Raw genomic sequence first — 22,741 nt, forward strand, 5'->3', positions numbered from 1 at the left:
AGGGCGGGCGTACTGGCGCCCAGTCGACAAGCCATTGATGATCAGGGGGCGACGCTATTCGCCCCCTCCTTTTTGGAGCCAACCCGATAATGGCTCAGGTTCCGCTCTTGCCGTGCAATGCGGCGATAAAGGGCGCCAGTTGCTCGTTGAAGGTCCCGCACTTTACCTGTTCCGGCGTACTGTCTTCCGTCAGGCGCTGATAGAGGTTCTCACTCCGTGCCGCCAGGCCACCGTAAGCCAGGGTATCCCAACCCCGTTGCCGGGCCAGGCGGTGCGCTACCTGGTTCACTGCCTCTTCACCGGGCAGGTCGCTGCGATGACAGTGGTCTTTCAGATATTTGGTACCGGCGATAACAGAGGCGAGCTGCTCGAGCTGCTCGTGCGCCGGTGCCGGCGCATCCTGCCATCCGCCGTACTGTTGCTGACAGCCCGCCAGCCCCAGTAGGGCAACGGTAAATGCCAGATATTTGCATCCTGGAAGGCGCATCATTTGATTCTGCTCCGGTTCATTTCATCAGGGGAAGGTCTTGAGGGAAAGGGTCGGTAAGCTGCACGGCCCCCGGAACAGCCGGGCCGAAGGAGGCCGTGCAGTTATCCACCTTACTGCTGGGTCACAGTAATGTCTTTGGTATCGCTGTTGAAACGGACCAGGTAGGTGGCATGGTCGCCCACCTGATAGTCCGCTGCCGGATAAGACTCGGTCCAGCTGCCATCATCCACCTTGAACCTGGCGGGCGATTCCTCGCCGTTAAAGGAAACGGTGGTGGTGTACAGGCCACTCTGGGCATCATAATCCAGCTCGGTCAGCCCCCATCCGTTGGCGGTGCCGCGCAGGTACCAGGTTTCATCTCCACCAGACTCGGGCTCGCCCTTGCAGTCGGCGAGCGCCGTCCATGCCCCATTCTGATGGCACAACCCGGGGCTGGTTGCGGTCAGATCCGCACTCTGGTTGCTGCCCTGATCGCTGAAGATGACATTGAGCGACGACAGCGCCACGCCAAAGTCATGGCAGTAGACGTCGCCGTCCTGGTTCATCGCCTGTCCGGGCCAGGTGGCGTTAGCTACCGGCGCTGCGGCCTCGACATCCCAGAAGTGGACATAGGGATTGGCGAAGTTGGCGGCATTGTCATAGCACACCTGGGTATGGTCGCCAGGCGGCGGGGTCACCACGTCCCCGACCTTGGCGCCGATATGGATCGCCGCGGCCTGATGGGATGGCACGGTAAAGTGTGCGTTACCCGAGCCGTCCACGAGAACGGTCGGGCCGTCGCAGGTGCCACTTGCTTCATCGAAGTTGCCGGCGATGATGTCGCAGTATTCGCCTCCCGGCATGCCGGTGGCGAAGCCCTGGTTTATCCCTTTGTTGTCGTCCCGGTTGATGACCACAAAACCCAGGCCGCCACGACCAAAGGCGATCTGGTTGTAACCGTCATCCCACCAGTCGGTCACCCGCCATTCGGCCGCGGTATGGTTGCGGAACGCCACCATGTTGGCGATCCCGCGCCAGCGGTGCTCGCAAACCCAGTCGCCACCGTCAAAGCCGCAGGCGTTGCCGGAATGGACCCCGGTCGCCGGAGGGGCATCATCAAAGTGATTGAAGAAATAGCCGGACATGACCTTCGGATAGCCGTAAGGGTAGGCGAAGGTAAACACATTACCCAGGAAGTAGAGATCGCCGAAGTCCTGGAAGCTGAGCACCTGGTTCGGGTTGTGGCGCTCTTCATCATGGTTGTTGGCAAAGGTGACCGCCTTATCGCTCGACAACCAGCCGTTCCAGGAGCCGATGCCCTGCAGATCCTTGATGCCGCCATGCTTGAACCTGGGCCCCAGGGTGCGGGCAAAGTTGAATTCGGTCACGTCGCCGATATAGGTATATTCACTCGTCTCGACCGGCTCGTTCGCCGCGCCGATGACTTCCTGGAAGATATACGGATTGCCGTTCAGCTTGCCGATAATGGCGGCGACGTCTTCATGGGGCATATGCTTGGCCGCATCGATACGGAAGCCGGCAACCCCCATGCTGATCGCATCGTTCATGTAGTCGGCGATTTTATTCCGAACATATTCAGAACTGGTTTTTAAATCATTAAGCCCTACTAAATCACAGTTTTGCACGGACCAGCGATTCGAGTAATCAATGTCGTCGGTACAGTTATTGAAGTCATTGGGCCCATAAGGTACTTCGGGGAAATCACGGTCCCAGGCTGCCATATGGTTAATCACCGCATCCACATAAATATCGACGCCGGCCGCCTTGCAGCGCTGGACCATGTCGGCAAACTGTGCCCGGTTGCCGCTGCGGCTTTCGAAGGCATAACTGACTGGCTGGTAGCGCGACCACCAGGCAGGATTATCGATGGTTTTATTGGGCGGTGAAACCTGTACGGCGGCAAAACCCTTGGGGCCAAGAAACTCTTCACATTCCTGGGCAATATCCTGCCAGCTCCACTCAAACAAATGAACAAACGCTGTCCTTGGTACCTCAGCCGCGACACTGGGCGCCGCGCCAACCATACTGCCGAACAGAACCAGTCCGGCAGATAAGCCTTTATTTACTTTCATATCATTCCCTTAATTTTGAAATATAAACAAACTACGGTTATCGAATGTACAACTGTTAAAAACCCTCCCTGGTTAATGGCCAAATAAAAAAGCGGTAATTGCCATCACTCTCACAGTCGAATATCGGGCGATATTCGGCCTTGCAAGAATCGATACAATTACCGCTGTATCAATATAAATAACTGTTCCGAATCGTAGATCACAACTGGCAGCGATTGGGTTCAGCTAAGTAAGCAGACCCTCCGCGCCAGGGGGAGCGGCGGAGCCCTCTACCCCTTCACACCACCGGCGGTGAGGCCGCCCACCAGCCAGCGCTGGGCCAGCAGAAACATCGCCGTGATGGGAATGGCAGACAGCACGGCGGCGGCGGCGAAGTCACCCCACAGATAGTTCTGGGGATAGAGGTACTGCTGCATGCCCACCGCCAGGGTGTAGTTCTCTACGTTGCGCAGCAGCAGCGAAGCCACCGGCACTTCGGTGATGGCGGCGATAAAGGAAAGGATGAACACCACCGCCAGAATGGGCACCGACAGCGGCAGCAGCACCAGCCGGAACGCCTGCCAGGGCGTGGCGCCGTCCAGGGCCGCCGCTTCCTCCAGGGAGCGGTCTATGGTCTCGAAATAGCCCTTGATGGTCCACACGTGCAGGGCAATGCCGCCCAGGTAGGCGAAGATCACCCCGCCGTGGGTATTGAGCCCCAGGAAGGGGATATAGACACCGATACGGTCGAACAGGGCATAGAGGGCCACCAGCGACAGTACCGCCGGAAACATCTGGAAGATCAGCATGGCCTTGAGCAGGCTTTCCTTGCCGCGAAACCGCAGCCGGGCAAAGGCGTAGGCGCAGGTGGTGGACAGGGCCACGATGCCGAGCGCGGTGATAACGGCGATCTTCACCGAGTTCCACAGCCACAGCAGCACCGGAAAGGGCGGCTGCGTCAGGCTGCCGTCCGGGTTGCTGACGGCGATGCCGAGCGCCAGCTTCCAGTGTTCCAGCGAAGGGTTGCTGGGAATAAGCTCGCCGGTGGCGTAGTTGCCGCTACGAAAGGAAATGGCCACCACCACCAGCAACGGAAACATGATGAGGGCGCAAAAGGCGATAAGCCCCGCGTGGGCGGCCCATACCCGGTAACGCATCGATTTTGGTCTTACCATAGCCATGGTATTGCTCCTTGGGTTATTTCTCGCTTAGTTCCAGTTTGCTGGCCTTGATATTGAGCACGGCCAGGGCGCCCACCAGCAGGAAGATCAGGGTGGCGATGGCGGCGGCCAGGCCGAAGTCCTGGGTACCCGAGCCCTCGAAGGCGATGCGGTAGGTGTAGCTCACCAGCAGGTCGGTATAGCCGGCGGGGGTGGTGGTGCCTATCATGTCCGGACGGCCGTTGGTCAACAGCTGGATCAGGACGAAGTTGTTGAAGTTGAAGGCGAAGCTGGCAATCAACAGGGGCGTGAGCGGCCTCAGCAACAGCGGCAGGGTAATGCGCAGGAAGTTGTCCAGCGGGCCGGCGCCGTCCATGGCCGAGGCTTCGTACAAATCCTCGGGAATGGCCTTCAGCAGCCCCATGCACAGTATCATCATGTAGGGATAGCCCAGCCAGGTATTGACGATGACCAGCATGCTCCTGGCCAGCAGGGGATCGGTGAACCAGTTGGGACTGAGGCCGAACAGGCCCGAAAGCAGCATGTTGATCTCGCCGAAACTCTGGTTGAACAGGCCCTTGAAGATCAGGATGGAAATAAAGGCCGGTACCGCATAGGGCAGGATCAGCAGCAACCGGTAGGTGCCCTTGCCCCGGAGCGGTTCCCATTGCACCAGGCAGGCCAGCACCATGCCCACCGCCAGGGTCAAGAGCACGGTGAGCCCGGAGAACAGCACCGTCCAGATGAAGATGGAGATAAAGGGCCCCTGGATGCCTTTGTCCTGGATCACCCGCAGGAAGTTATCCCAGCCGATCACCACGGTAAAGCCGGGGCTGACCGGCTCGCCCACAAAGTTGCCCCCATCGTCGATGGGCTGGTAAAAACCGGTGTCGAAGTTGGGCGCCAGCCGCTCTCCGCTGCGCTGGTTGAGCAGCACCAGATCGTCTTGCGGCACATACACGGGTTCGCTCGCGGCAAAGCGGCGCAGCGAGCTCATGGTGAGCAGTTCACCGTCGGGCAGGGCCACCGCCAGCGCGGCCAGCGCGGCCCGGTTCTGGGTGATCACCCGCAGGGGGGCCACCTCGCCGGCCGGCGCCTCGCGGGCCGGGCTCGCGCTCAGTGGCGCCGTCGGCGGTGTCGCCAGGGTGAAGGCGTCGCTCAGGTAGGCATCACCACTATCGTCGTCACTCAGCCACAGGCGCCACCGATCCCCGTCCTCCTGGTGGAGGACGAAGCCCATATCCCTGCCGCTCTGAAAGCGTTGCTGTTGCAGCACCTGCTGTACCCGCTCCAGGGTAAGCTGGTTCTTGCCGCTGTAATTGGTAAAGGCGATGCCGATGGTGCACAGCAGCGGAAACAGCACGAACAGGCCCATGCCCGCCAGCCCCGGGTAGATATAGCGCCAGGAATAGCTGCGCCGGTTGGCGAAGATATAAAGGCCGCTGCCCACCAGCACCAGGGTCAGCATGGCGAAGAGGGTCTCCCCCTGGGCGTACATCAGTATCACCAGCCAGGCGTTAACAAGGCCGATGCCCCCGATGCACAGCCACTTCAGCCAAGCGGACAACGGCGGCCACGCCGGGGATTTAAGGGGAAGGGTGGTCGTTTCTGATAACTGCATGATGCTGCTCTGTTGATATGCTTGGGCGGCGTGCCCGTTCAATTCAAAATATGCACTTGTCGGGGCCGCCGTTCCTGGATGCCCGCCTTCGCGGGAATGACGCACGTTGTCGGCGCTTGCCCCCGAGTGCCGGATCTTCCTTACTTGGTGATCCGGGCGGCGGCGTCGTCGAGCGCGGCCTTCACCTGCTGGCGGCCATTGATGGCGTTCAGGATGGCGCTGCGTTCGGCATACCAGAAGCCGGCCATTTCCGGGATGTTCGGCATGATTTCACCGTTCATGGCGTTCTCCATGGTGGCGCTGATCCGTGGATCGCTGGACAGCTTCTTCTGGTAGGAGCGCAGGGCCACGGCACCCAGCGGCTTGTCGCTGTTGACCTTGTCCAGTCCCTCGTCGGTCAGCAGGAAGTTTTCCAGGAACTCCACCGCCAGCTCCTTGTTGGGGCTGGCCGCGTTGATGCCGGCGCTGAGAATACCGGTAAAGGGCTTGGAGGGGTTGCCGTTGAGGGTGGGCAGGGTGGTCACCCCGTAGTTGATACCGGCCTTGTCGATATTGCCCCAGGCCCAGGGACCATTGATGGTCATGGCGGTTTCGCCCTTGTTGAAGGCCGCCTCGGCGATGGAATAGTCGACATCGGCGGAGATATGCTTGTTGTTGACCAGATCCACCAATGTTTGCAGGCCGCGCCGGGCGCCTTCGTTGTTCACGCCCACGTCTTTGGGATCGTAGCGCTCGCCGTTGAAACGGAAGGCGTAACCCCCGTCGGCGGCGAGCATCGGCCAGGTGAAGTAGGGCTCCTGCAGGTTCCACATGATGGCCGACTTGCCCTGGGCACGAAGTTGGGTATCCAGCTCCGGGACTTCCTCCCAGCTGGCGGGGGGCTCGGGCAGCAGATCCTTGTTGTAGATGAGCGACAGGGCCTCCACCGCCACCGGGTAGCCGATATATTTGCCGTCGAACTTCACCGCGTCCCAGGTAAAGTCGTGCAGCTTGTTGCGAAGCTCCTGGCTGGGGTTGATCTCGGCCAGCAGGCCGGACTGGGCGTAGCCACCGAAGCGGTCGTGGGCCCAGAAGATAATGTCGGGGCCGTCACCGGAGGCGGCGACTTTCGGATACTGCTCTTCCAACTGGGCCGGATGCTCCACCCGCACTGGCACCCCGGTTTCCTGCTCGAACCACTGCCCCACCTCGGCCAGGCCGTTGTAGCCTTTGTCGCCGTTAATCCAGATCAGCAACCGCCCTTCTTCGATGGCGGCGAGGGCAGAGGATGACATCATCAGACCGGTCAAAACACCGAGGGCGACCTTACCCATTGCTTTTTCCATAGTTCATATCCTTATCCGTGAGGGGGTAAAAGCGAAAACCGCCGCGCCGGGCATGACGGATTCCGGTTATCCGCATCTTCCGCCGCCCGGACGGCCCCGGCATCCTCCTCCCCACTACGCCCCCCGGTCGCCAAACGTGAGCGAAGTCACAGACCCGCCGGTTATGTGATCCGACGCACATCGGAAACATCCGTTATCGTTAACCGGCTCACAAAAACAGCGCCAAAAAAACACTTGCCGCCCCACCCAGCCCGTCCCCCTCCCCCCAAGCGCCATTTCTCCTCCTCCCCCCTCCTCCCCCGCTAAAATTTGCCCGGACGGAGGATTTCACCCCCTTTGCCTGCGGGCATGATGAGCCCAATGACAATAACCCCGTGAGCCAAGTCCGAATGACATTCGATGCCCGATCTTCCAGTCTGCCCCGTAACGCGACCCTGTATCGCGTGGACAGCGCCCACTTCTTCGACGGTGACGGCGACGGTCGGGGCGATCTGGCCGGGGTGTTGCAACAACTGGATTATTTTACCCGACTGGGGGTGGATGGGTTGGTACTGACCCGGCATGACCGGCGTGGTCTTGCGGAGGGATATTGGCAGGCGTTCGCGGATCAGCTGCAACAGGCGGGATTATCACTCTGGCTGGAAGAGAACCGGCACTACCGCTCCTGGCCACAAGGGCAGATCCTGCCCCTGTGCACCCTGGTCGATCACGGTCCCGTCGGGCTGACTCACTGGCTGGAAAAACGGGCGCAGGGCGGAGCGGTGATCTGGGCCACCGGCGGCCAGGATCTGGCCCGGGTGGTCAGCCGCTGCGGCGGTGGCGATCTCAAGGTCGCCCTGCCCTACCTGGCGCTGCTGGCCTGCCTGCCCGGCCCCGTCAGCCTGTGGCAGGGAGAAGAGCTGGGCCTGCCCCACGCCGCCGAACTGGCGGATACCAGGGGCAACCGCAGCCCCCTGCCCTGGGTCGAGTATCCTGAGCAACCGTCCCATCCCATGCAGCGGCGGGTCGCCGCCGAACACAGGGCCATGGCCGTCAGCCGCCAGGAGCAGGAGTCCGAGTCCCCCCTCAACCAATGCCGCCGGCTGCTGCAATGGCGCCGCCGGCAGCCGCTGGTGGCCGATGGCCGGATCGGCGCGACCGGCCTGCACGACGGCCTGCTGTGGGTACGGCTGGAGGGAGAACAGCCGCCGCAGACCGTCGTGCTCAACCTGCTGCCCTATCGCCAGCGCCATCATCTGCCCCCGCTGCCGGACGGCTGGCAAACGGAGCTGACTCTCGGCCAGGCCACGCTGAGCGATGACCATCAATTGAGCCTTGGCGGCTTCGCCGCCGCCATCGTCACGCCCAAGGAACAGGAGTAATTCATGGCCAATGTCACCCTGCACAAGGTGTGCAAATCATATGGAGACGTCCATATCTCCAGGGATATCAACCTGGAGATCCACGATGGCGAGTTCGTGGTGTTCGTAGGCCCGTCCGGTTGCGGCAAGTCCACCCTGCTGCGCATGATCGCCGGGCTGGAAGATATCACCTCGGGGGAACTGCAGATCGGTGAAACCCGCATGAACGAGGTGCAGCCCTCGGAGCGGGGCGTGGGCATGGTATTCCAGTCCTACGCCCTCTACCCGCACCTGTCGGTGGCCGACAACATGTCGTTCGGACTCAAGCTGGCCGGTACGCCCAAGGCAGAAATCCGGCAACGGGTCAACCACGCTGCCGAGATCCTGCAACTGGCCCACCTGCTGGAGCGCCGCCCCAAGGAACTGTCCGGCGGCCAGCGCCAGCGGGTGGCCATCGGCCGCACCCTGGTGGCGGAACCCCGGGTGTTCCTGCTCGACGAGCCGCTGTCCAACCTGGACGCCGGCCTGCGGGTGCAGATGCGCATTGAAATCGCCCGCCTGCACAAGCGGCTCAAGAGCACCATGATCTACGTCACCCACGATCAGGTAGAAGCCATGACCCTGGCCGACAAGATAGTGGTGCTGGACGCAGGCCGGGTGGCCCAGGTGGGCAGGCCGCTCGAACTCTACCACTACCCCGCCAACCGCTTCGTCGCCGGCTTTATCGGCTCGCCCAAGATGAACTTCCTGCCGGTGAAGGTGACCGCCGCCGAGGCCGGGCGAGTGGAGATAAGTACCAACGACACCCGCTTCTGGATCCCGGTGGACGGTCGCGCCGTGCAGGAGGGCGCCAATATGTCGCTCGGCATCCGTCCCGAACACCTGCTGCCCGCCGAACAGGCATCGGTCCGCCTTAGCGGCGAAGTACAGGTGGTGGAGCAACTGGGCAACGAAACCCAGATGCACGTCCGCATCCCCGCCCTCAAATGCAACCTGATTTACCGGCACAACGACGTGCAACTGGTGGAGGAAGGTCAATTGCTGGAGATAGGCATTGCGCCCGAGCGCTGCCACCTGTTCCACGAAGACGGCCGGGCCTGCCGCCGGCTGCACCCCGAGCCCGGCGTCTGACCGGGCACCGATACAACCGACCTTTTTAATCAAGCAAGGCCGACCAGGGAATGGTCCCTGCACCAGGCCAACAAGGAGAACTCAAATGAACAAATGGCGTTTACTTCCCACTGCCTCCGCCGTGGCGGCGGCAGTCATGGCCACCCAGGCCATGGCGGTGGATTTTAGTGGCTATGCCCGTTCCGGTATCGGCTGGACCAGCGGCGGCGGTGATCAAGAGTGCTTCGCCGCCACCGGTGCCGCTGCCAAGTACCGCCTCGGCAACGAGTGCGAAACCTACGCCGAACTGAAGCTGGGCAAGGAATTGTGGGCCGAGGGTGGCAAGAGCTTCTACTTCGACACCAACCTGGCCTACGCCATTTCTCAGCAGAACGACTGGGAACAGGTCGAGCCTGCCTTCCGAGAGGTCAACGTCCAGGCCCGCAACGTCTTCGACGCCCTGCCGGGCGCCACCCTGTGGGCGGGCAAGCGCTTCTATCAGCGTCATGACGTGCACATGCTCGATTTCTACTACTGGGATATCTCCGGCCCCGGCGCCGGCCTGGAAAACGTCGACCTCGGCTTCGGCAAGCTGTCGCTGGCGGTCACCCGCAACACCGAGGAAGGCGGCGCCGCCGGCTTCGGGAGCGATGACAATGCCTACAACAACGTCTTCGATATCCGCCTGGCCGGCCTGCAGACCAACCAAGACGGCAACCTGGAACTGGGCCTGGGCTACGGTCGCGCCGGCACCAAACACGATGCCTCTCTGCATCCGGACGCCACCAAGGACGGCTACATGCTTACCGCCCAGCACACCCAGGGCAACTTCTTCGGCGGCTTCAACAAGTTCGTGGCGCAATACGCCACCGATTCCATGACCTCCTGGAATTCAGGCCACTCACAAGGTGCCAGCACCAGCAACCACGGCAACATGCTACGCCTGATCAACCACGGTGTGGTACAGCCCGCCAGCGACTGGGAGCTGATGTACGTGGCCCTGTACCAGGATATCGATCTGGACAACAACAACGGCAGCACTTGGTACTCGGCGGGCGTGCGCCCCATGTACAAGTGGAGCAACACCATGAGCACCCTGCTCGAACTGGGCTATGACAACGTCAAGGACCAGGCCAGCGGCAAGCGCAACGATCAGATGAAATACACCCTGGCCCAGCAGTGGCAGGCCGGCGACAGCATCTGGGCCCGCCCGGCCATCCGCCTGTTCGCCACCTACGCCGACTGGAACGACAAGTGGGGGGACCGCGCCGGCACCCCGGAGGCGAACGACGGCGAAGTGACCTTCGGCGTGCAGATGGAAGCCTGGTGGTAATGGCCCGGGCCGGCCTCGGGGCCGGCCTGTTCGGCGATTGGCCGGGTTTTATTCCGCTTTGCCGTAGCGGGAAATTCCTGCCCCTGTTACTCCGTCGTCACTCCCGCGAAGGCGGGAGTCCATGAAGGCAGGCACTGGATGCCCGCCTTCGCGGGCATGACCACAGCACAAAGGAGCACCTTTATGAACAAGACCCTGACGGCACTGTGCCTGTTCGGCACCATGCTGGCCGTCCAGCCCCCGGCAACGGCCGACGGACGCCAGGAAGTGCCTGCCATCGGCCAGCAGCAGCTTGCCGCCCTGCAATGGCAGCCACTGAACCCACCGGTCACCGAAACCCTCGTGCTCGATGACGCCGGCCCCCGGCTCGACACCGGACTGGGCGAAGGGCCGGTCGCGGCCTTCACCCTGCCCGCCGACCGGGGCACCCTGGAGCTCACCCTGCACAGCCTGGTGAACGAGCACAATCAGGTCTTCGCCCCCAATGTGCTGGTGCTGGATGAACAGCTGCGGCCCGCCGCCTTCTATCCCGCCGACGCCTTTCCCTTCGCCTCCGGCCGGCTGCTGCTGGACAACCGGCTGGCAGGCAGCATCAGGTTGACGCCCATGCCGGGGCAACAACGGATCCATATACTGGTGTTCACCCGGAGCGAAGACCTGGCCCGCCATACCATGATGCCCCACCCGGCCAAGGTGCATGCCCAGGCCATCGGCAACCAGCCGCCGGCCATCCCGGATGTGCGGGTGTCCCATCAGCCCCAGGGCAAGCTGCAACTGAAGGTGGCGGCCGAGCAGAAGCAGGGTGCCGTGGTCATAGGTCCGCAGCCGCTGGCGGCAACAGCAGCCAGTCCGGCCGCAGCACCCCAGCCCGAAACCGAGGCCTACTTTACCCAGGCCATCCGCGCCGCCGCCGGCCAGGGGGAAATCGACAAGGCCCTGCGCCTGATGGAAGAAGCCGAGCGGCTGGGCGTCAATTCCGCCCGCCGCACCTTTGTGGAGGCGGTTAAATAGCCTCCCAGCCCACTGAGTTCCTTGTGCTTGGGTGTGCACTGCACACCCTTTTTTCACCCATCCCGGCACCATCACCCGTCCCCGAGCACAAAAACTGTGATCGGACACGGTTAAATGAGGCCTGCGGTTGTGCTCAATACCGCCCCGGGTAGGATATGGGTAAGATATTCCGACCGAGCGACAGGGGAAACGAAAACCTCGCCATGCTGATCCCGTCCAAACTGAACCGGCCGTCACGGCTGCATCACACCCTGCTACGCCCGCGGCTGCTGACCCTGCTGAGCCAGGCCGAGCATTATCCGCTGATCCTGCTGCATTGCCCGGCCGGCTACGGCAAAACCACCCTGGCGGCCCAGTGGACCGACGACCACGAGCACCTGGGCTGGTATTCCCTGGACGAAAGCGACAACGATCCCCAGCGCTTCGGCCACTACCTGATCGCCGCCCTGGCCCGGGCCACCGGTCAGGCCTGCCCCAAGACCCTGGCCATGGCGGAGAAGCGCCAGTTCAGCAAGCTCAACACCCTGTTCGGGCAGTTGTTCGAAGAGCTGGCCGGCTGGCACACCCCCACCCTGCTGGTGCTGGACGACTATCACCTGATCCGGGAGGAGCTGATCCACGACGGATTGCGCTTTTTTCTGCGCCATATGCCCGAGTCCTTCAGCCTGCTGGTGGTCTCCCGCACCCAGCCGCCGCTCGGCATCGCCAATCTGCGGGTACGGGGCCAGCTGTTCGAAATAGACAGCAGGCAGTTAGCCTTCAACCACCAGGAAACCGGCCAGTTCTTCCGGCAGCGGCTGGCCACCCCCCTGGCCGAAGCCGATTCGGCCCGGTTGTGCGACGATGTCGAAGGCTGGCCTACCGCCCTGCAACTGATCGCCCTCTCTTCCAGCCAGGGCCATCTCAAGCCCCAGCAGTCGGCCCAGCGCCTGGCCGGGCTTAACCAGGCGCATCTGCGGGATTACCTGGAGGAAGAAGTGCTGGACAGGGTGGATCCGGCCACCCGCGATTTCCTGCTGCGCTGCTCGATGCTGCGCTCGCTCAACGCCGCCCTGGCCAACCGGCTGACGGGGCGGGAAGACGGCCAACTGCTGCTGGAGAATCTGGAACGCCAGGGCCTCTTCACCCAGCGGCTGGATGCGGAAGGGGTCTGGTTTCGTTTTCACCCCTTGTTCACCCAGTTTCTGTCCCACCAGCGGGAGCGGGAGCAGCCGGGCCAGGGCCTGCAACTGCACGGCCTGGCGGCCCGCGCCTGGCTGGAGCAGGCGTTTCCGGTGGAGGCGCTCTACCATTGCCTGGCCGCCAATGATCCCGCCCTCTTGCAACAGCTGCTGCTGGAGCACGGCTGGCCGCTGTTCCACAGCGGTGAACTGCAGCTGCTGGAGCACAGCCTCGACCAGTTGCCCGAAAGCCGGCTGCTGCTTTCCTCCAGTCTGGTGCTGCTGCGCGCCTGGCTGGCCCAGAGCCAGCATCGCTATCCCGAGGTGGAACTGCAGCTCGGCCGCGCCGAACAGGCGATGGCGGCCGAAGGGCTGATCCTGGCGCCCGGGGACAGGGCCGAATTCCAGGCACTGCGCGCCCAGGTAGCCATCAACGCCGGCCAGCCCCACCAGGCCCTGGCCCTGGCGGAAGAAGCCCTCGCCCAGTTGCCGGCCGATCGCAGCCACAGCCGGGTGGTGGCCACCACCGTCACCGGCGAGGTCTATCACTGCCTGGGACAGCTGACCCGGGCCCTGCCGGTCATGCAGCAATGCGAGGCCATGGCCCGCCGCTACGGCATCTACCACCAGGCCCTGTGGGCCATGCTGCAACAGAGCGAGATACTACTGGCCCAGGGCTACCTGCAGGCCGCCTTCGAAATACAGGACAGGGCCTTCGAACTGGTGCAGGAGCAGCACCTGGGCCAGGTGCCGCTGCATGAGTTTCTGTTGTATCTGCGCTCCCGGGTGCTGTGGAGCTGGCATCGCCTGGACGAGTCCGAAAGCGCCGCCCGCCGGGGGCTGGAAGTGCTGGAGGATCTCTCTCCCCAGCAGCAGCTCAAATGCAGGACCATGCTGGTGAAGATTTCCCTGGTGCGCGGCGACGTGGACAATGCCCGGGTACACCTCCAGCACTGTGAACAACTGCTGCGGGGGGGACATTTCCACATGGACTGGGTGGCCAGCGTGGATCAGACCCGGCTGCTGCTGTGGCAACTGGTGGGCGACGAGGCCGCCACCCGCCATTGGCTGGCCGAGGCCCAGGCCCCGGAAGGCGACACCAACCACTTCCAGCAAGCCCAGTGGCGCAACCTGGCCCGGGCCCATATGCTGGCCGGCAATCCCGACGCCGCTCTGGAATTGCTGCAACAGCGCAACGACACCGCCCGCCGGCTACAGTTGGTGAGCGATCTCAACCGCAACCTTATCCTGCAGGCCCACCTGCACCTGCGCCGGCACGAAACCGATGAAGCGCGCCAGTGCCTGCTGGAAGCCCTGACCCTGGCCAACCGCACCGGTTTCATCAGCCACTTTATCCTGGAGGGGGAAGCGCTGGGCCAGTTGCTGCGCCAACTGGCCGCCCAGGCCGCGCTGGACGACATGACCCGGCACCGGGCCCAACGGCTGCTGAAGGAGCTGAGCCAGCACCAGCACCGGCACCGGTCTGCCCACTTCGACGAGGCCTTCGTGGAAAAACTGCTGACCCACCCCCAGGTGCCCGAACTGGTGCGCACCAGCCCGCTGACCCAGCGGGAATGGCAGGTGCTGGGACTTATCTACGCCGGTTACAACAACGAACAGATCGCCGCCGAGCTGGACGTGGCCGCCACCACCATCAAGACCCATATCCGCAACCTCTACCAGAAGCTCGGCATCAACCACCGCCAGGAGGCGATAGCCCAGGCCAAGAGCCTGCTGGAACTGATGGGATACTGAGCACCGGGCCGTTGTCAGCCGTCTGAAGCCGATCAGCGACCGACTGTCTCTTTATCCGAGGAGACCGGAGCACCGGTCTGCGTTTTTCTTACTTCAGCTTCCACAGGGTCATTTCCGCCAGGCTATGCTGGAACTTGCGACGGGTTTCACGGATCACGAAGGGAATGTCTTCCTGGCCCACCAGCTCGAAACGCCCGCCCAGTAACGCCTTAAGACCGTCCAGGGTGGTGAAGTTCTCGCCGTTGACCTTGATGCCCCCCAGCCACTTGGCCTTGGGGGTGTAGTCCTCCAGCCAGGTGTAAGGCGAGGTCAGCACCAGGCAGCCACCGGGGTTGAGCCGCTCGTGCACCTGGCCGAGGAACAGGCTGGGATCGTAGAGCCGGTCAATCAGGTTGCCGCAGAAGATCAGATCGTAGCCGCCGAAACGGGCTTTCAGGTTGCAGGCATCGCCCTGCACGAACTCCACCTTGTGGGCCACCTCGGCGTAGCCCAGGGCGTGCAGGCTGGTCTCTTTAAATTCCACCAGTTCGCCCTCGGTGGGAATGGCGAAGCGGGTCTGGCCGCTTTCCTTCAACTGGAAGCCGTGCTGGATAAAGCGGGCGGAAAAGTCGATGCCATCCACCGCCCCGAAGTGCAGCGCCAGCTCGAAGCTGGCCCGGCCCACCGAGCAGCCCAGATCCAGCGCCCTGCCCTTGTTGAGCCCGGGCAGACGCGCCAGCAGGGTGCGCACACAGGCCACCGGGTAGTTGGCCACGCCGAAATATTCGGATCCGTAGTGGAACTCCAGGTACTGGGTCACCAAATCGTCGGTTTCATAGCTATTCACGGGTTCCACGGGCACCTCTGCATGGTCTGATTCAATGTAACGGAAGCCTGCATGCTGGAAAAAATGCCGGCGAAAGGCATAGCGGGAATAACGGGTGGCCTCGTTGCCGGTCGAAATCCAGGAGCCGCCCTTGATCAGGTTGTGGCGGTTATCGAAGGTGGGGGTGGAAAAGTCGTCGTAGAGCGGATGCACCTCGAAGCCGGGAAAGCCGTCGATGGGGGTTTCGGTCCACTGCCAGACGTTGCCGACAAGATCGTGGATGCCGTCCACCTCGAAACGGTCCACCGGGCAGGACGAGGCATAATGCTCCAGGTTGATGTTGCCCGGTGCCCGCGCCCAGTCCGGCTGATCCTGACTCAGCCGGCTGCGCAACAGGGTCCACTCGGCCTCGGTAGGCAGCCGCACATGGGTGCCGGTTTGGGCCGCCTTCCAGTTGCAGAAAGCCTTGGCCTCCAGGTAGTTGGCCTCCACCGGCCAGTTCAGCGGCAGCGGCACCTCCTGCAACAGGTTGCGCTGGTAATATTCGCCGTTACGTTTGGTCCAGAAGCGGGGCATGGCGGCCCGGCTGAAGGCCAGCCAACGCTGCCCTTCCTCGGTCCAGAACTCGGGACTCCGGTAACCGCCGGCCTGCACGAATTGCAGGTATTCACCGTTGGACACCAGGTACCTGGCCACCCGGAACGGCTGTACCGCCACCGTCTTGTGGCCGTATTCGTTGTCCCAACCGTAGGTAGCGGCGGTGGCGGGCTTGCCCAGGGTGAGGGTGTCGCCGGCCACCGGCAGCAGGCCGTTTTCCGGCGCCGGGCCCGATTCGGGGCAGACCGAAGACCAGATCGGGTGGGGGCGCAGGCAATCCAGCGGCAGCATGCGCATGATCACCGAGGAAGTTTCCAGGTGGATACGCTCGTGCTCTATGCCCATCAGCACTATCCAGGCCGGGGAGTCGGGGGTGATCGGCAGGCCGAGCGGCATCTCGCCGATCACCGCATCCATCCGCTCCCGCACCCGCCGGCGATAGGCACGGGTGTCCGCCACCGAGGGCCAGTCGTAGTTTGCCTCGTTCAGATCGTCCCAGGACATCTCGTCCACGCCGATGGCGAACATCGACTCCAGCCTCTCGTCCAGCCGCCGGTCCAGGTACTTGCCCAGCACCAGCTTGTTGATAAAGAACACCGCCGTGTGGCCGAAATAGAAGATAAGCGGATGGCGCAGCGGCTCGGGCCGCAGGTAATAGGCTTCGTCGCCGGCGATGCAGTCGAACAGGGACTCGTAAAGGTTGAAGGTCTGGTGAAAGTAGGCCCGGATTTCTTCCCGTTTGTGCTCTACCGAGTCCCCGGTGAGCAAGAGGGTTCTGGTGACTACCTCTGCAAGTTGTTCCATGGAAAGCTTCCTGACTGCTTGTTTTTGCTTTAAGTTACCCCGTTGCCCGGACAATGAGAAGCAAAACCCCGACTGCCTGTCTCATTCCTCCCATTGGGTGAGGGGTGCCATGGGAGCTCCGTTGGGCTTGGCCGGCCCGCCACCGGACACCGGTGGCTGAACCCAGAAGCGAAGGCTGTGCGCCGCCACCAGGTGAGATCCGCCTTCGTCCGACAGCTCGATATCCGGCCTGGCACTGTCCAGTGCCAGACGCCAGGGGGTACGACCGGGCAGGCGATGATACTCGGCCCGGTCACCGCGATTGAGTTGCCACAGCACCGAGCCCAGGCTGGGTTCGGAAATCAGCAGTTGCAGGCTGCGCAGCCCCGGCTCTCGCCGCTCCACTTCTTCCATTGCTTCACCGTCTGGACGCAGCCAGTGCATATCCGGATAGGAGGTCTGGGGAGAAGCATAACTCATGCGTTGCTGCAGCGGGATGATCCACTGCCGGCGCAAGGCGGCCAGCCGGGAGATGAAGGCGCGCTGCCGCCCCTTGGGATCCGCCCTCCAGTCGAGCCAGCCGACGACATTATCCTGATCGTAGGCATTGTCATTGCCGTGCTGGCTGTGCGAGGCCAGATCCGCCCCCAGCAGATGCGGCACACCAAACGACAGCAGCAGGCAGGCCAGCAGGTTGCGCTGCCGCCGGAGAGGATCGACATCGTCCCTGTCGGCCCGGACCTGTTCTTCCTGTCCACCGGGGCCCTCCCCACCCCGGCCTCGCCCATCATAACCAACCAGATCCACCAGGGTGAGACCGTCATGGCTGCAGATGTAGTTCACGGGCAGGTGTGCCGGCCAGCGTTGCTCGCTGAACCGATCGCGCGACCCCGTCAGACAGCTGGCAAGCTCCGCCGGCGCGGTGTCATCCCCGCGCCAAAAGCCGACTATGCCGTCGCGGAAACGGTCGTTGCACTCGGCGAATTCGTCGGGAAACCGGCCCCGTTGGCGACCATGGGGCCCCCTGTCCCAGGGCTCGGCGATCAGCTTGCAACGCTGCAGTACCGGATCCTGCGCCAGCGCACAGAAAAAGGGAGAGGATTCATTGAAGTGCTTCCCTTCCCGTCCCAGATTGGTGGCCTGCCCAACGCGAAAGCCGTCAACCCGATACTCCTCCACCCAGAACCGCAGGCAGTCCATCACCTGACGCAGGGCGGCGGGGTGGCGCAGATCCACGGTATTGCCACAGCCGCTGTAGTTGCCGAGCCGGCCATCGGGATCTCGCAGGTAATAGTCGGGACAGAGGTGTTTCCAGTGCCATACAGGCCCCTCATCTCCTCCTTCGGCGGTATGATTCAGCACCAGATCCAGGATCACCTCGATGCCGGCACGATGCAACTCACGCACCAGGGTCTTGAATTCCACCACCGGATCCAGCCGGGCGTAACGCCGGCTGGGGGCGAAGGGCGCCAGAGGATTGTAGCCCCAGTAATTGGTCAGACCGAGCGGCGGCAGGTGGGGCTCGTCCCGCCACTCCGCCACCGGCATCAGTTGCACCACTGTGACACCGGCTTCCTTTAACTGTCTTATCACCTCGGGGTGATGCAGGCCGGCGTAGCGGCCCTGCTCCTCGATCGGCACCGCCGGATGACGACGCGTGAAACCCTTGACGTGCAGCTCCGCAATCACCGCCTCGTGCCAATCGTGCCGGGGCGGTACGACCCCCTGCCAGTCGAAGTCGGCGTCATAGGGATGGGCGAAAAAGGGCAATTCCGACAGTAGGGTGGCATAGGGGTCGAGCAGGTAGCGGGGCCGGCTGCCGCGCCCGCTCTGGTAACTGTATCGCCAGTACCGATCCACTCCGGGCACGAACAGATGGCGAACGCCCTTGTGACAGCCGGTCAGCGGCAGGCAGAAACGCTGCTTCCCCGGGCTTTCCAGCAGTAGCAGCAGACTGGGATCCTCCGGGGCGTAAATGGCAAAATTCACCCCCTCCTCGCTGCAGCGGGCACCGAGGGGAAAGAACAAACCTTGGTGGCAGGACAGTAACGGGGGCATAGGCTCTCCTTGGCCTGGAAACACGACAATCAGCGTGCCTGGCGCAGCCACAAGGTAAGGATGTTGGCTGCAGAAGGGTGACGCTGCATAAAATGCCCCGCTGCCGGACGGCAGCGGGGCAGCGACGGGGATCGCCTGGATGACGCCGAGGCGGCTAGCCCTTGACCCCGCCGTCGGACAAGCCGGACACCAGGTAACGCTGGGCCAGCAGGAACATCAGGGTAATCGGCAGCCCCGACAGAATGGCGGCGGCGGCGAAGTCGCCCCACAGGTACTTGTGATCCACCAGATACTGACGCGCGCCCACCGCCAGGGTCATCTGCTCGGTCTTGCGCAGCAGCACCGAGGCCAGGGGGTAATCGGTAACGGTGCCGATAAAGGCCAGCACGAATACCACCGCCAGTATCGGCACCGACAGTGGCAGGAATACATGGCGGAAGGTCTGCCAGGGGGTGGCACCGTCAATCTGGGTGGCCTTGTCCAGCGCCGGGTCGATGGCGTCGAAGTAGCCCTTGATGATCCAGATGCTCATGGTCACCCCGCTCAGATAACAGAGGATCAGCGACCAGTGGCTGTCGATGCCGAGCACGGGAGTGACCTTGCCCAGGGCGTCGAAAATGGCGTAGAGCGCCACCACCGCCAGGGCACTGGGGAACATCTGGATCAGCAGCAGCGAATCCAGCAGGGTCCCCTTGAAGCGAAAGCGCAGCCGGGAGAAGGAATAGGCGGCGATGGTGGACACCACCAGCACGCCCAGAGAGGCGATAGTGCCGACCTTGACCGAATTCCACAGCCACAGCAACACCGGAAAGGGCGGCGTTACCCGGGTGCCATCGGCGCGCACATAATCCAGCCCCAGGGCCAGGGCCCAGTGTTCCAGGGTGGGATTTTCGGGGAAGATGCTGCCGGTGGCGAAATTGCCCTCCCGGAAGGAGATGGACAGTATCATCACGAACGGAAACAGGATCAGCAGCAGGAAAATCCACAGGAAGCCATGGGCCAGTATTTTTCGAAGCAGCAGGTTGCGCGGATATTCGACAATCATGTTATTTCCCCTTGGCGGCCACGACACGACGCAGTGCCATGAAGTTGGCGTAGGCCATGGCCCCGACGATAACGAAGATCAGGGTGGCGATGGCGCCGGCCAGGCCGAAATTCTGACCCGAGTCCATAAAGCTGATGCGGTAGGTGAAGGATGCCAGCAGATCGGTGGATCCGGCCGGGATCAGGGTTCCCGGAATATCCGGCAGCCCCCGGGTGAGCAGTAGGATCAGCACCAGGTTATTGAAGTTGAAGGCGAAGGCCGAAATCAGCATGGGCACGAACGGCGGCAGGATCTGCGGCAGGGTGATGAAAAAGAAAGTGCGCACCGGGCTGGCGCCCTCCAGGGCCGCGGCCTTGGCGTGATCAGCGGGTACCGACTGCAGATACCCCATGGCCAGTAGCATCATGTAGGGATAGCCCAGCCAGGTGTTGACGATCAGTGTCATGGCGCGGGCCAGGGTCGGATCGGTGAACCATTCCGGGCGGATGCCGAACACCGCCTCCAGGATCATGTTGATTTCACCGAAGTTCTGATTGAACAGGCCGCGGAACACCAGGATGGAAATAAACCCCGGTACCGCATAGGGCAAAATCAGCAGGATGCGGTACAGGCCGCGAAAGCGCAGGTGCTCCCACTGCAGTATCACCGCCAGCAGCACCCCCACCCCGAAGGTGAACAGCACCGACAGCAGGGCAAAAGTAACCGTCCAGATAAAGATCTCCAGCATGGGGCCACGGATGCCCTCGGATAACAGGATGCGCTTGAAGTTGTCCAACCCCACGTTGACCCGCCAGCCGGGCGTCACCTGGTTGCCCGCCTCGTCCCGATAGAAACCCACCGAATGATCCGCCACCAGTATGCCACCGTCGAGCCGGTTGCGCAGCCGACCGTCCTCGAGCTCCTCGAAGACGGGCTGGACATGGGCCATGGTGCGGATGCCGGAAGTGGTCAGGCGCTGACCGTCGGGCAGCAGGGCGCTGATGGCGCCCAGCTCGCCGCGCAAGCGTACCATGTCGCGGGGCGCCAGGAACTCGCCTGTTAACGCTTCGACATGGTCGGCCTGCCGCATCGGAAGTTGCAAAAACGTGCCATCGGCGAAGAAAGGCTCGCTTATAAAATCGCCATCGGCGCCACGCAGCACCAGTCGATAACCGCCCTCGGCAGGCAGCAGGAAAAAGGGCCGCTCGCTGCGCTTGTCCACCGTTACCTGGGACAGATGTATTTCATTGACCCGGTGGAATGACAGCAGGTTGCTGGCGCTGTAGTTGGTAAAGCCGACGTAGCTGGTGTAAAGCACCGGGAAGGCGATGAACAGCCCCACCGTCACCACCGCCGGAAACACGAAACGGGCATTATAGAAACGCCGGTTGCCATAGATCAGGGCAAAGCCGACCAGTACCGCCATCACCAGCACCGCGAACAGCGGCTCGCCGGCCAGGTACAGGCTCCACACCGCATACAGCAGCGCCAGCGACACTACCCCGAGAACACTGAATTTGGCCACCTTGGCCACGGAAAACCGCGCGGGCTTGTCAGCCTCCGGCATCGGCCCCGCATAAATCGTCGGCGAGCTCATGACCCCTCCCAAAAAACCGTGACAATGGATGCAATAGGCCGGCACTTGTGGTGCCGGCCATGGCCGTTATTCCGCCAGTATGCGGGTGGCAGCATCGTCCAATGCTTTCTCCACCGTCTGTTGACCGCCGGTAATGTTCTGCAGTGCCGGGTTCATTGCCGCCCAGAAACGGCCGGTTTCGGGAATGCCAGGCATGGGCACGCCCTGGGCGGCGATTTGCTGGGTAGCCGCCACATTCGGATCCCGGGACAATTCCTCGGAGTAGGCCTTGTGCGCCACCGCGCCAACGGCCACCGCCTTGTTTAGTTCAGCGAGGCCGGTCTCGGTCAGCAGGTAATTTTCGATAAATTCCACCGCCAGATCCTTGTTCGGACTGGCGGCATTGATGCCGGCGGAGATCACCCCAAGAAAGGGTCTCGGGGACTGGCCCTCTATGGTGGGGAGAGGTACCACACCGAAGTTGATACCGGTTGCCTTGAGGTTATCCCAGGCCCAGGGACCGTTGATCATCATGGCCAGCTCCCCCTTGTTGAAGGCGGTGTCCATCACGTTGTAATCGGCCCCGACCGGCATCACCTTCTCGTCGATCAGCCGTTTTATCATTCTGGCGCCCTTGACCGCACCCTCATTGTTGACCCCCACATCACGGGCATCATAGACGCCGTTCTCCTGCTTGAACACATAGCCGCCGTTGGCCATCAGCAGCGGCATAGAGAAGTAAGCGTTGTTGTAATCCCACATGATGGTCTTGACGCCATCGGCCAGCTTGAGATCGAACAACTGTTCAAAGGAACTCGGCGGCTCAGGCAGCAGATCCTTGTTGTAGATAAGGCCAACCGCCTCTATGGTGAGTGGGTAGCCCCAGGTGCGTCCGTTGAGCGTAAGGGCATCCCAGCTGAAGTCGAACATCCGCTCCCTGATCTCCTGGCTCGGCTCCACCGGCGTGAGCAGGCCGCCGTTACCCCATTCGCCGAAGCGGTCATGGGCCCAGAGGATGATGTCCGGTCCCTGGCCATTGGCGGCGGATTGTTGGAACTTGTCGGTAACCGGCTCGGGATGCTCCACCACCACCTCGATGCCCAGCTCGTCGGTGAACTGCTGGGCCACGGCGGCCACCCCCCTGTTGGTGCTGCCACTCCAGATCACCAGCTTGTCCTGTTCAAAAGCCAGCACCGGGCCGGACATCGTCCCGGCAAGCAGGCCGGCAAGCAGTTTCACCCTAAACTTCATCATGGTTGTACCTTCCCATACTATAGTTTGACCCAGACTCCTGCCTGGCAGACCAATGACAATACGCTCGCAGCCCCAGGCAAAGGAGAAGCGGCGAATGATTTTATTTAAAGCGCTTTCAATCAGAGATGCAAGATAGATCCCCCATCGGCCTATCATTGTGTGATCCAACGCAAAATTTACATCAAATAACAGTGTTACCCGCCATAAACAGCAACTCACATCACAAAACAACCAACAAAAACGTCATTAAATTTCACAATAGGGAATTAAATTACGATTAAACCGGGG

General features: G+C 62.3%; 15 protein-coding genes. 5 read left to right on the top strand and 10 right to left on the bottom strand.

Annotated elements, in window-relative coordinates; all coding sequences use genetic code 11:
• Window positions 1–94 precede the first annotated feature (94 nt).
• From gspS to malE (ACEVBK_RS11400), 5 genes are all read right to left on the bottom strand, one after another.
• Window positions 95–490, bottom strand: a complete 396-nt coding sequence (gspS, locus tag ACEVBK_RS11380; RefSeq protein ID WP_375055066.1) for a type II secretion system pilot lipoprotein GspS — start codon at window positions 488–490, stop codon at window positions 95–97.
• A gap of 110 nt (window positions 491–600) precedes the next feature.
• Window positions 601–2,562: a starch-binding protein gene (locus ACEVBK_RS11385; RefSeq protein WP_375055067.1), complete on the bottom strand. Its 1,962-nt coding sequence runs from the start codon at window positions 2,560–2,562 to the stop codon at window positions 601–603.
• 269 nt (window positions 2,563–2,831) lie between these two features.
• Window positions 2,832–3,722: a maltose ABC transporter permease MalG gene (gene malG / locus ACEVBK_RS11390; RefSeq protein WP_375055068.1), complete on the bottom strand. Its 891-nt coding sequence runs from the start codon at window positions 3,720–3,722 to the stop codon at window positions 2,832–2,834.
• Window positions 3,723–3,738: 16 nt separating this feature from the next.
• Complete coding sequence (gene malF / locus ACEVBK_RS11395; protein WP_375055069.1) at window positions 3,739–5,322, bottom strand: maltose ABC transporter permease MalF; 1,584 nt, start codon at window positions 5,320–5,322, stop codon at window positions 3,739–3,741.
• A gap of 140 nt (window positions 5,323–5,462) precedes the next feature.
• Entirely contained in the window at window positions 5,463–6,647 is a 1,185-nt protein-coding gene (gene malE / locus ACEVBK_RS11400) for a maltose/maltodextrin ABC transporter substrate-binding protein MalE (protein ID WP_375055070.1), read from the bottom strand.
• Between the two features lie 389 nt (window positions 6,648–7,036).
• On the opposite strand from malE (ACEVBK_RS11400), the gene ACEVBK_RS11405 reads away from it, so the two are divergent.
• From ACEVBK_RS11405 to malT, 5 genes are all read left to right on the top strand, one after another.
• A complete protein-coding gene (locus ACEVBK_RS11405; protein WP_375055071.1) occupies window positions 7,037–8,008 on the top strand; it encodes a hypothetical protein in 972 nt (323 codons plus the stop codon).
• A 3-nt stretch (window positions 8,009–8,011) separates the two neighbouring features.
• Window positions 8,012–9,118, top strand: a complete 1,107-nt coding sequence (malK, locus tag ACEVBK_RS11410) for a maltose/maltodextrin ABC transporter ATP-binding protein MalK (protein WP_375055072.1) — start codon at window positions 8,012–8,014, stop codon at window positions 9,116–9,118.
• Window positions 9,119–9,203: 85 nt separating this feature from the next.
• On the top strand, window positions 9,204–10,430 hold the full coding sequence (locus ACEVBK_RS11415) for a maltoporin (RefSeq protein ID WP_375055073.1): 1,227 nt from the start codon (window positions 9,204–9,206) through the stop codon (window positions 10,428–10,430).
• Window positions 10,431–10,613: 183 nt separating this feature from the next.
• Window positions 10,614–11,441: a MalM family protein gene (locus ACEVBK_RS11420; protein ID WP_375055074.1), complete on the top strand. Its 828-nt coding sequence runs from the start codon at window positions 10,614–10,616 to the stop codon at window positions 11,439–11,441.
• Between the two features lie 155 nt (window positions 11,442–11,596).
• Window positions 11,597–14,356, top strand: a complete 2,760-nt coding sequence (malT, locus tag ACEVBK_RS11425; protein WP_375055075.1) for an HTH-type transcriptional regulator MalT — start codon at window positions 11,597–11,599, stop codon at window positions 14,354–14,356.
• Window positions 14,357–14,444: 88 nt separating this feature from the next.
• Here malT and ovoA read toward each other — a convergent pair whose 3' ends face one another.
• The 5 genes from ovoA to malE (ACEVBK_RS11450) form a co-directional block, all read right to left on the bottom strand.
• Window positions 14,445–16,562: a 5-histidylcysteine sulfoxide synthase gene (gene ovoA / locus ACEVBK_RS11430; RefSeq protein WP_375055076.1), complete on the bottom strand. Its 2,118-nt coding sequence runs from the start codon at window positions 16,560–16,562 to the stop codon at window positions 14,445–14,447.
• An 81-nt stretch (window positions 16,563–16,643) separates the two neighbouring features.
• A complete protein-coding gene (locus ACEVBK_RS11435; RefSeq protein WP_375055077.1) occupies window positions 16,644–18,599 on the bottom strand; it encodes a glycogen debranching enzyme GlgX in 1,956 nt (651 codons plus the stop codon).
• 154 nt (window positions 18,600–18,753) lie between these two features.
• The gene (gene malG, locus ACEVBK_RS11440; protein ID WP_375055078.1) at window positions 18,754–19,644 is read right to left on the bottom strand and encodes a maltose ABC transporter permease MalG; all 891 of its coding nucleotides are present in this window, start codon (window positions 19,642–19,644) and stop codon (window positions 18,754–18,756) included.
• A 1-nt stretch (window position 19,645) separates the two neighbouring features.
• Entirely contained in the window at window positions 19,646–21,220 is a 1,575-nt protein-coding gene (gene malF, locus ACEVBK_RS11445; RefSeq protein WP_375055079.1) for a maltose ABC transporter permease MalF, read from the bottom strand.
• Window positions 21,221–21,286: 66 nt separating this feature from the next.
• Window positions 21,287–22,453: a maltose/maltodextrin ABC transporter substrate-binding protein MalE gene (gene malE / locus ACEVBK_RS11450; protein ID WP_375055080.1), complete on the bottom strand. Its 1,167-nt coding sequence runs from the start codon at window positions 22,451–22,453 to the stop codon at window positions 21,287–21,289.
• Window positions 22,454–22,741: the final 288 nt, after the last annotated feature.

Source organism: Zobellella sp. DQSA1 (assembly GCF_041950555.1).
In the GTDB taxonomy this organism is placed as follows: domain Bacteria; phylum Pseudomonadota; class Gammaproteobacteria; order Enterobacterales; family Aeromonadaceae; genus Oceanimonas.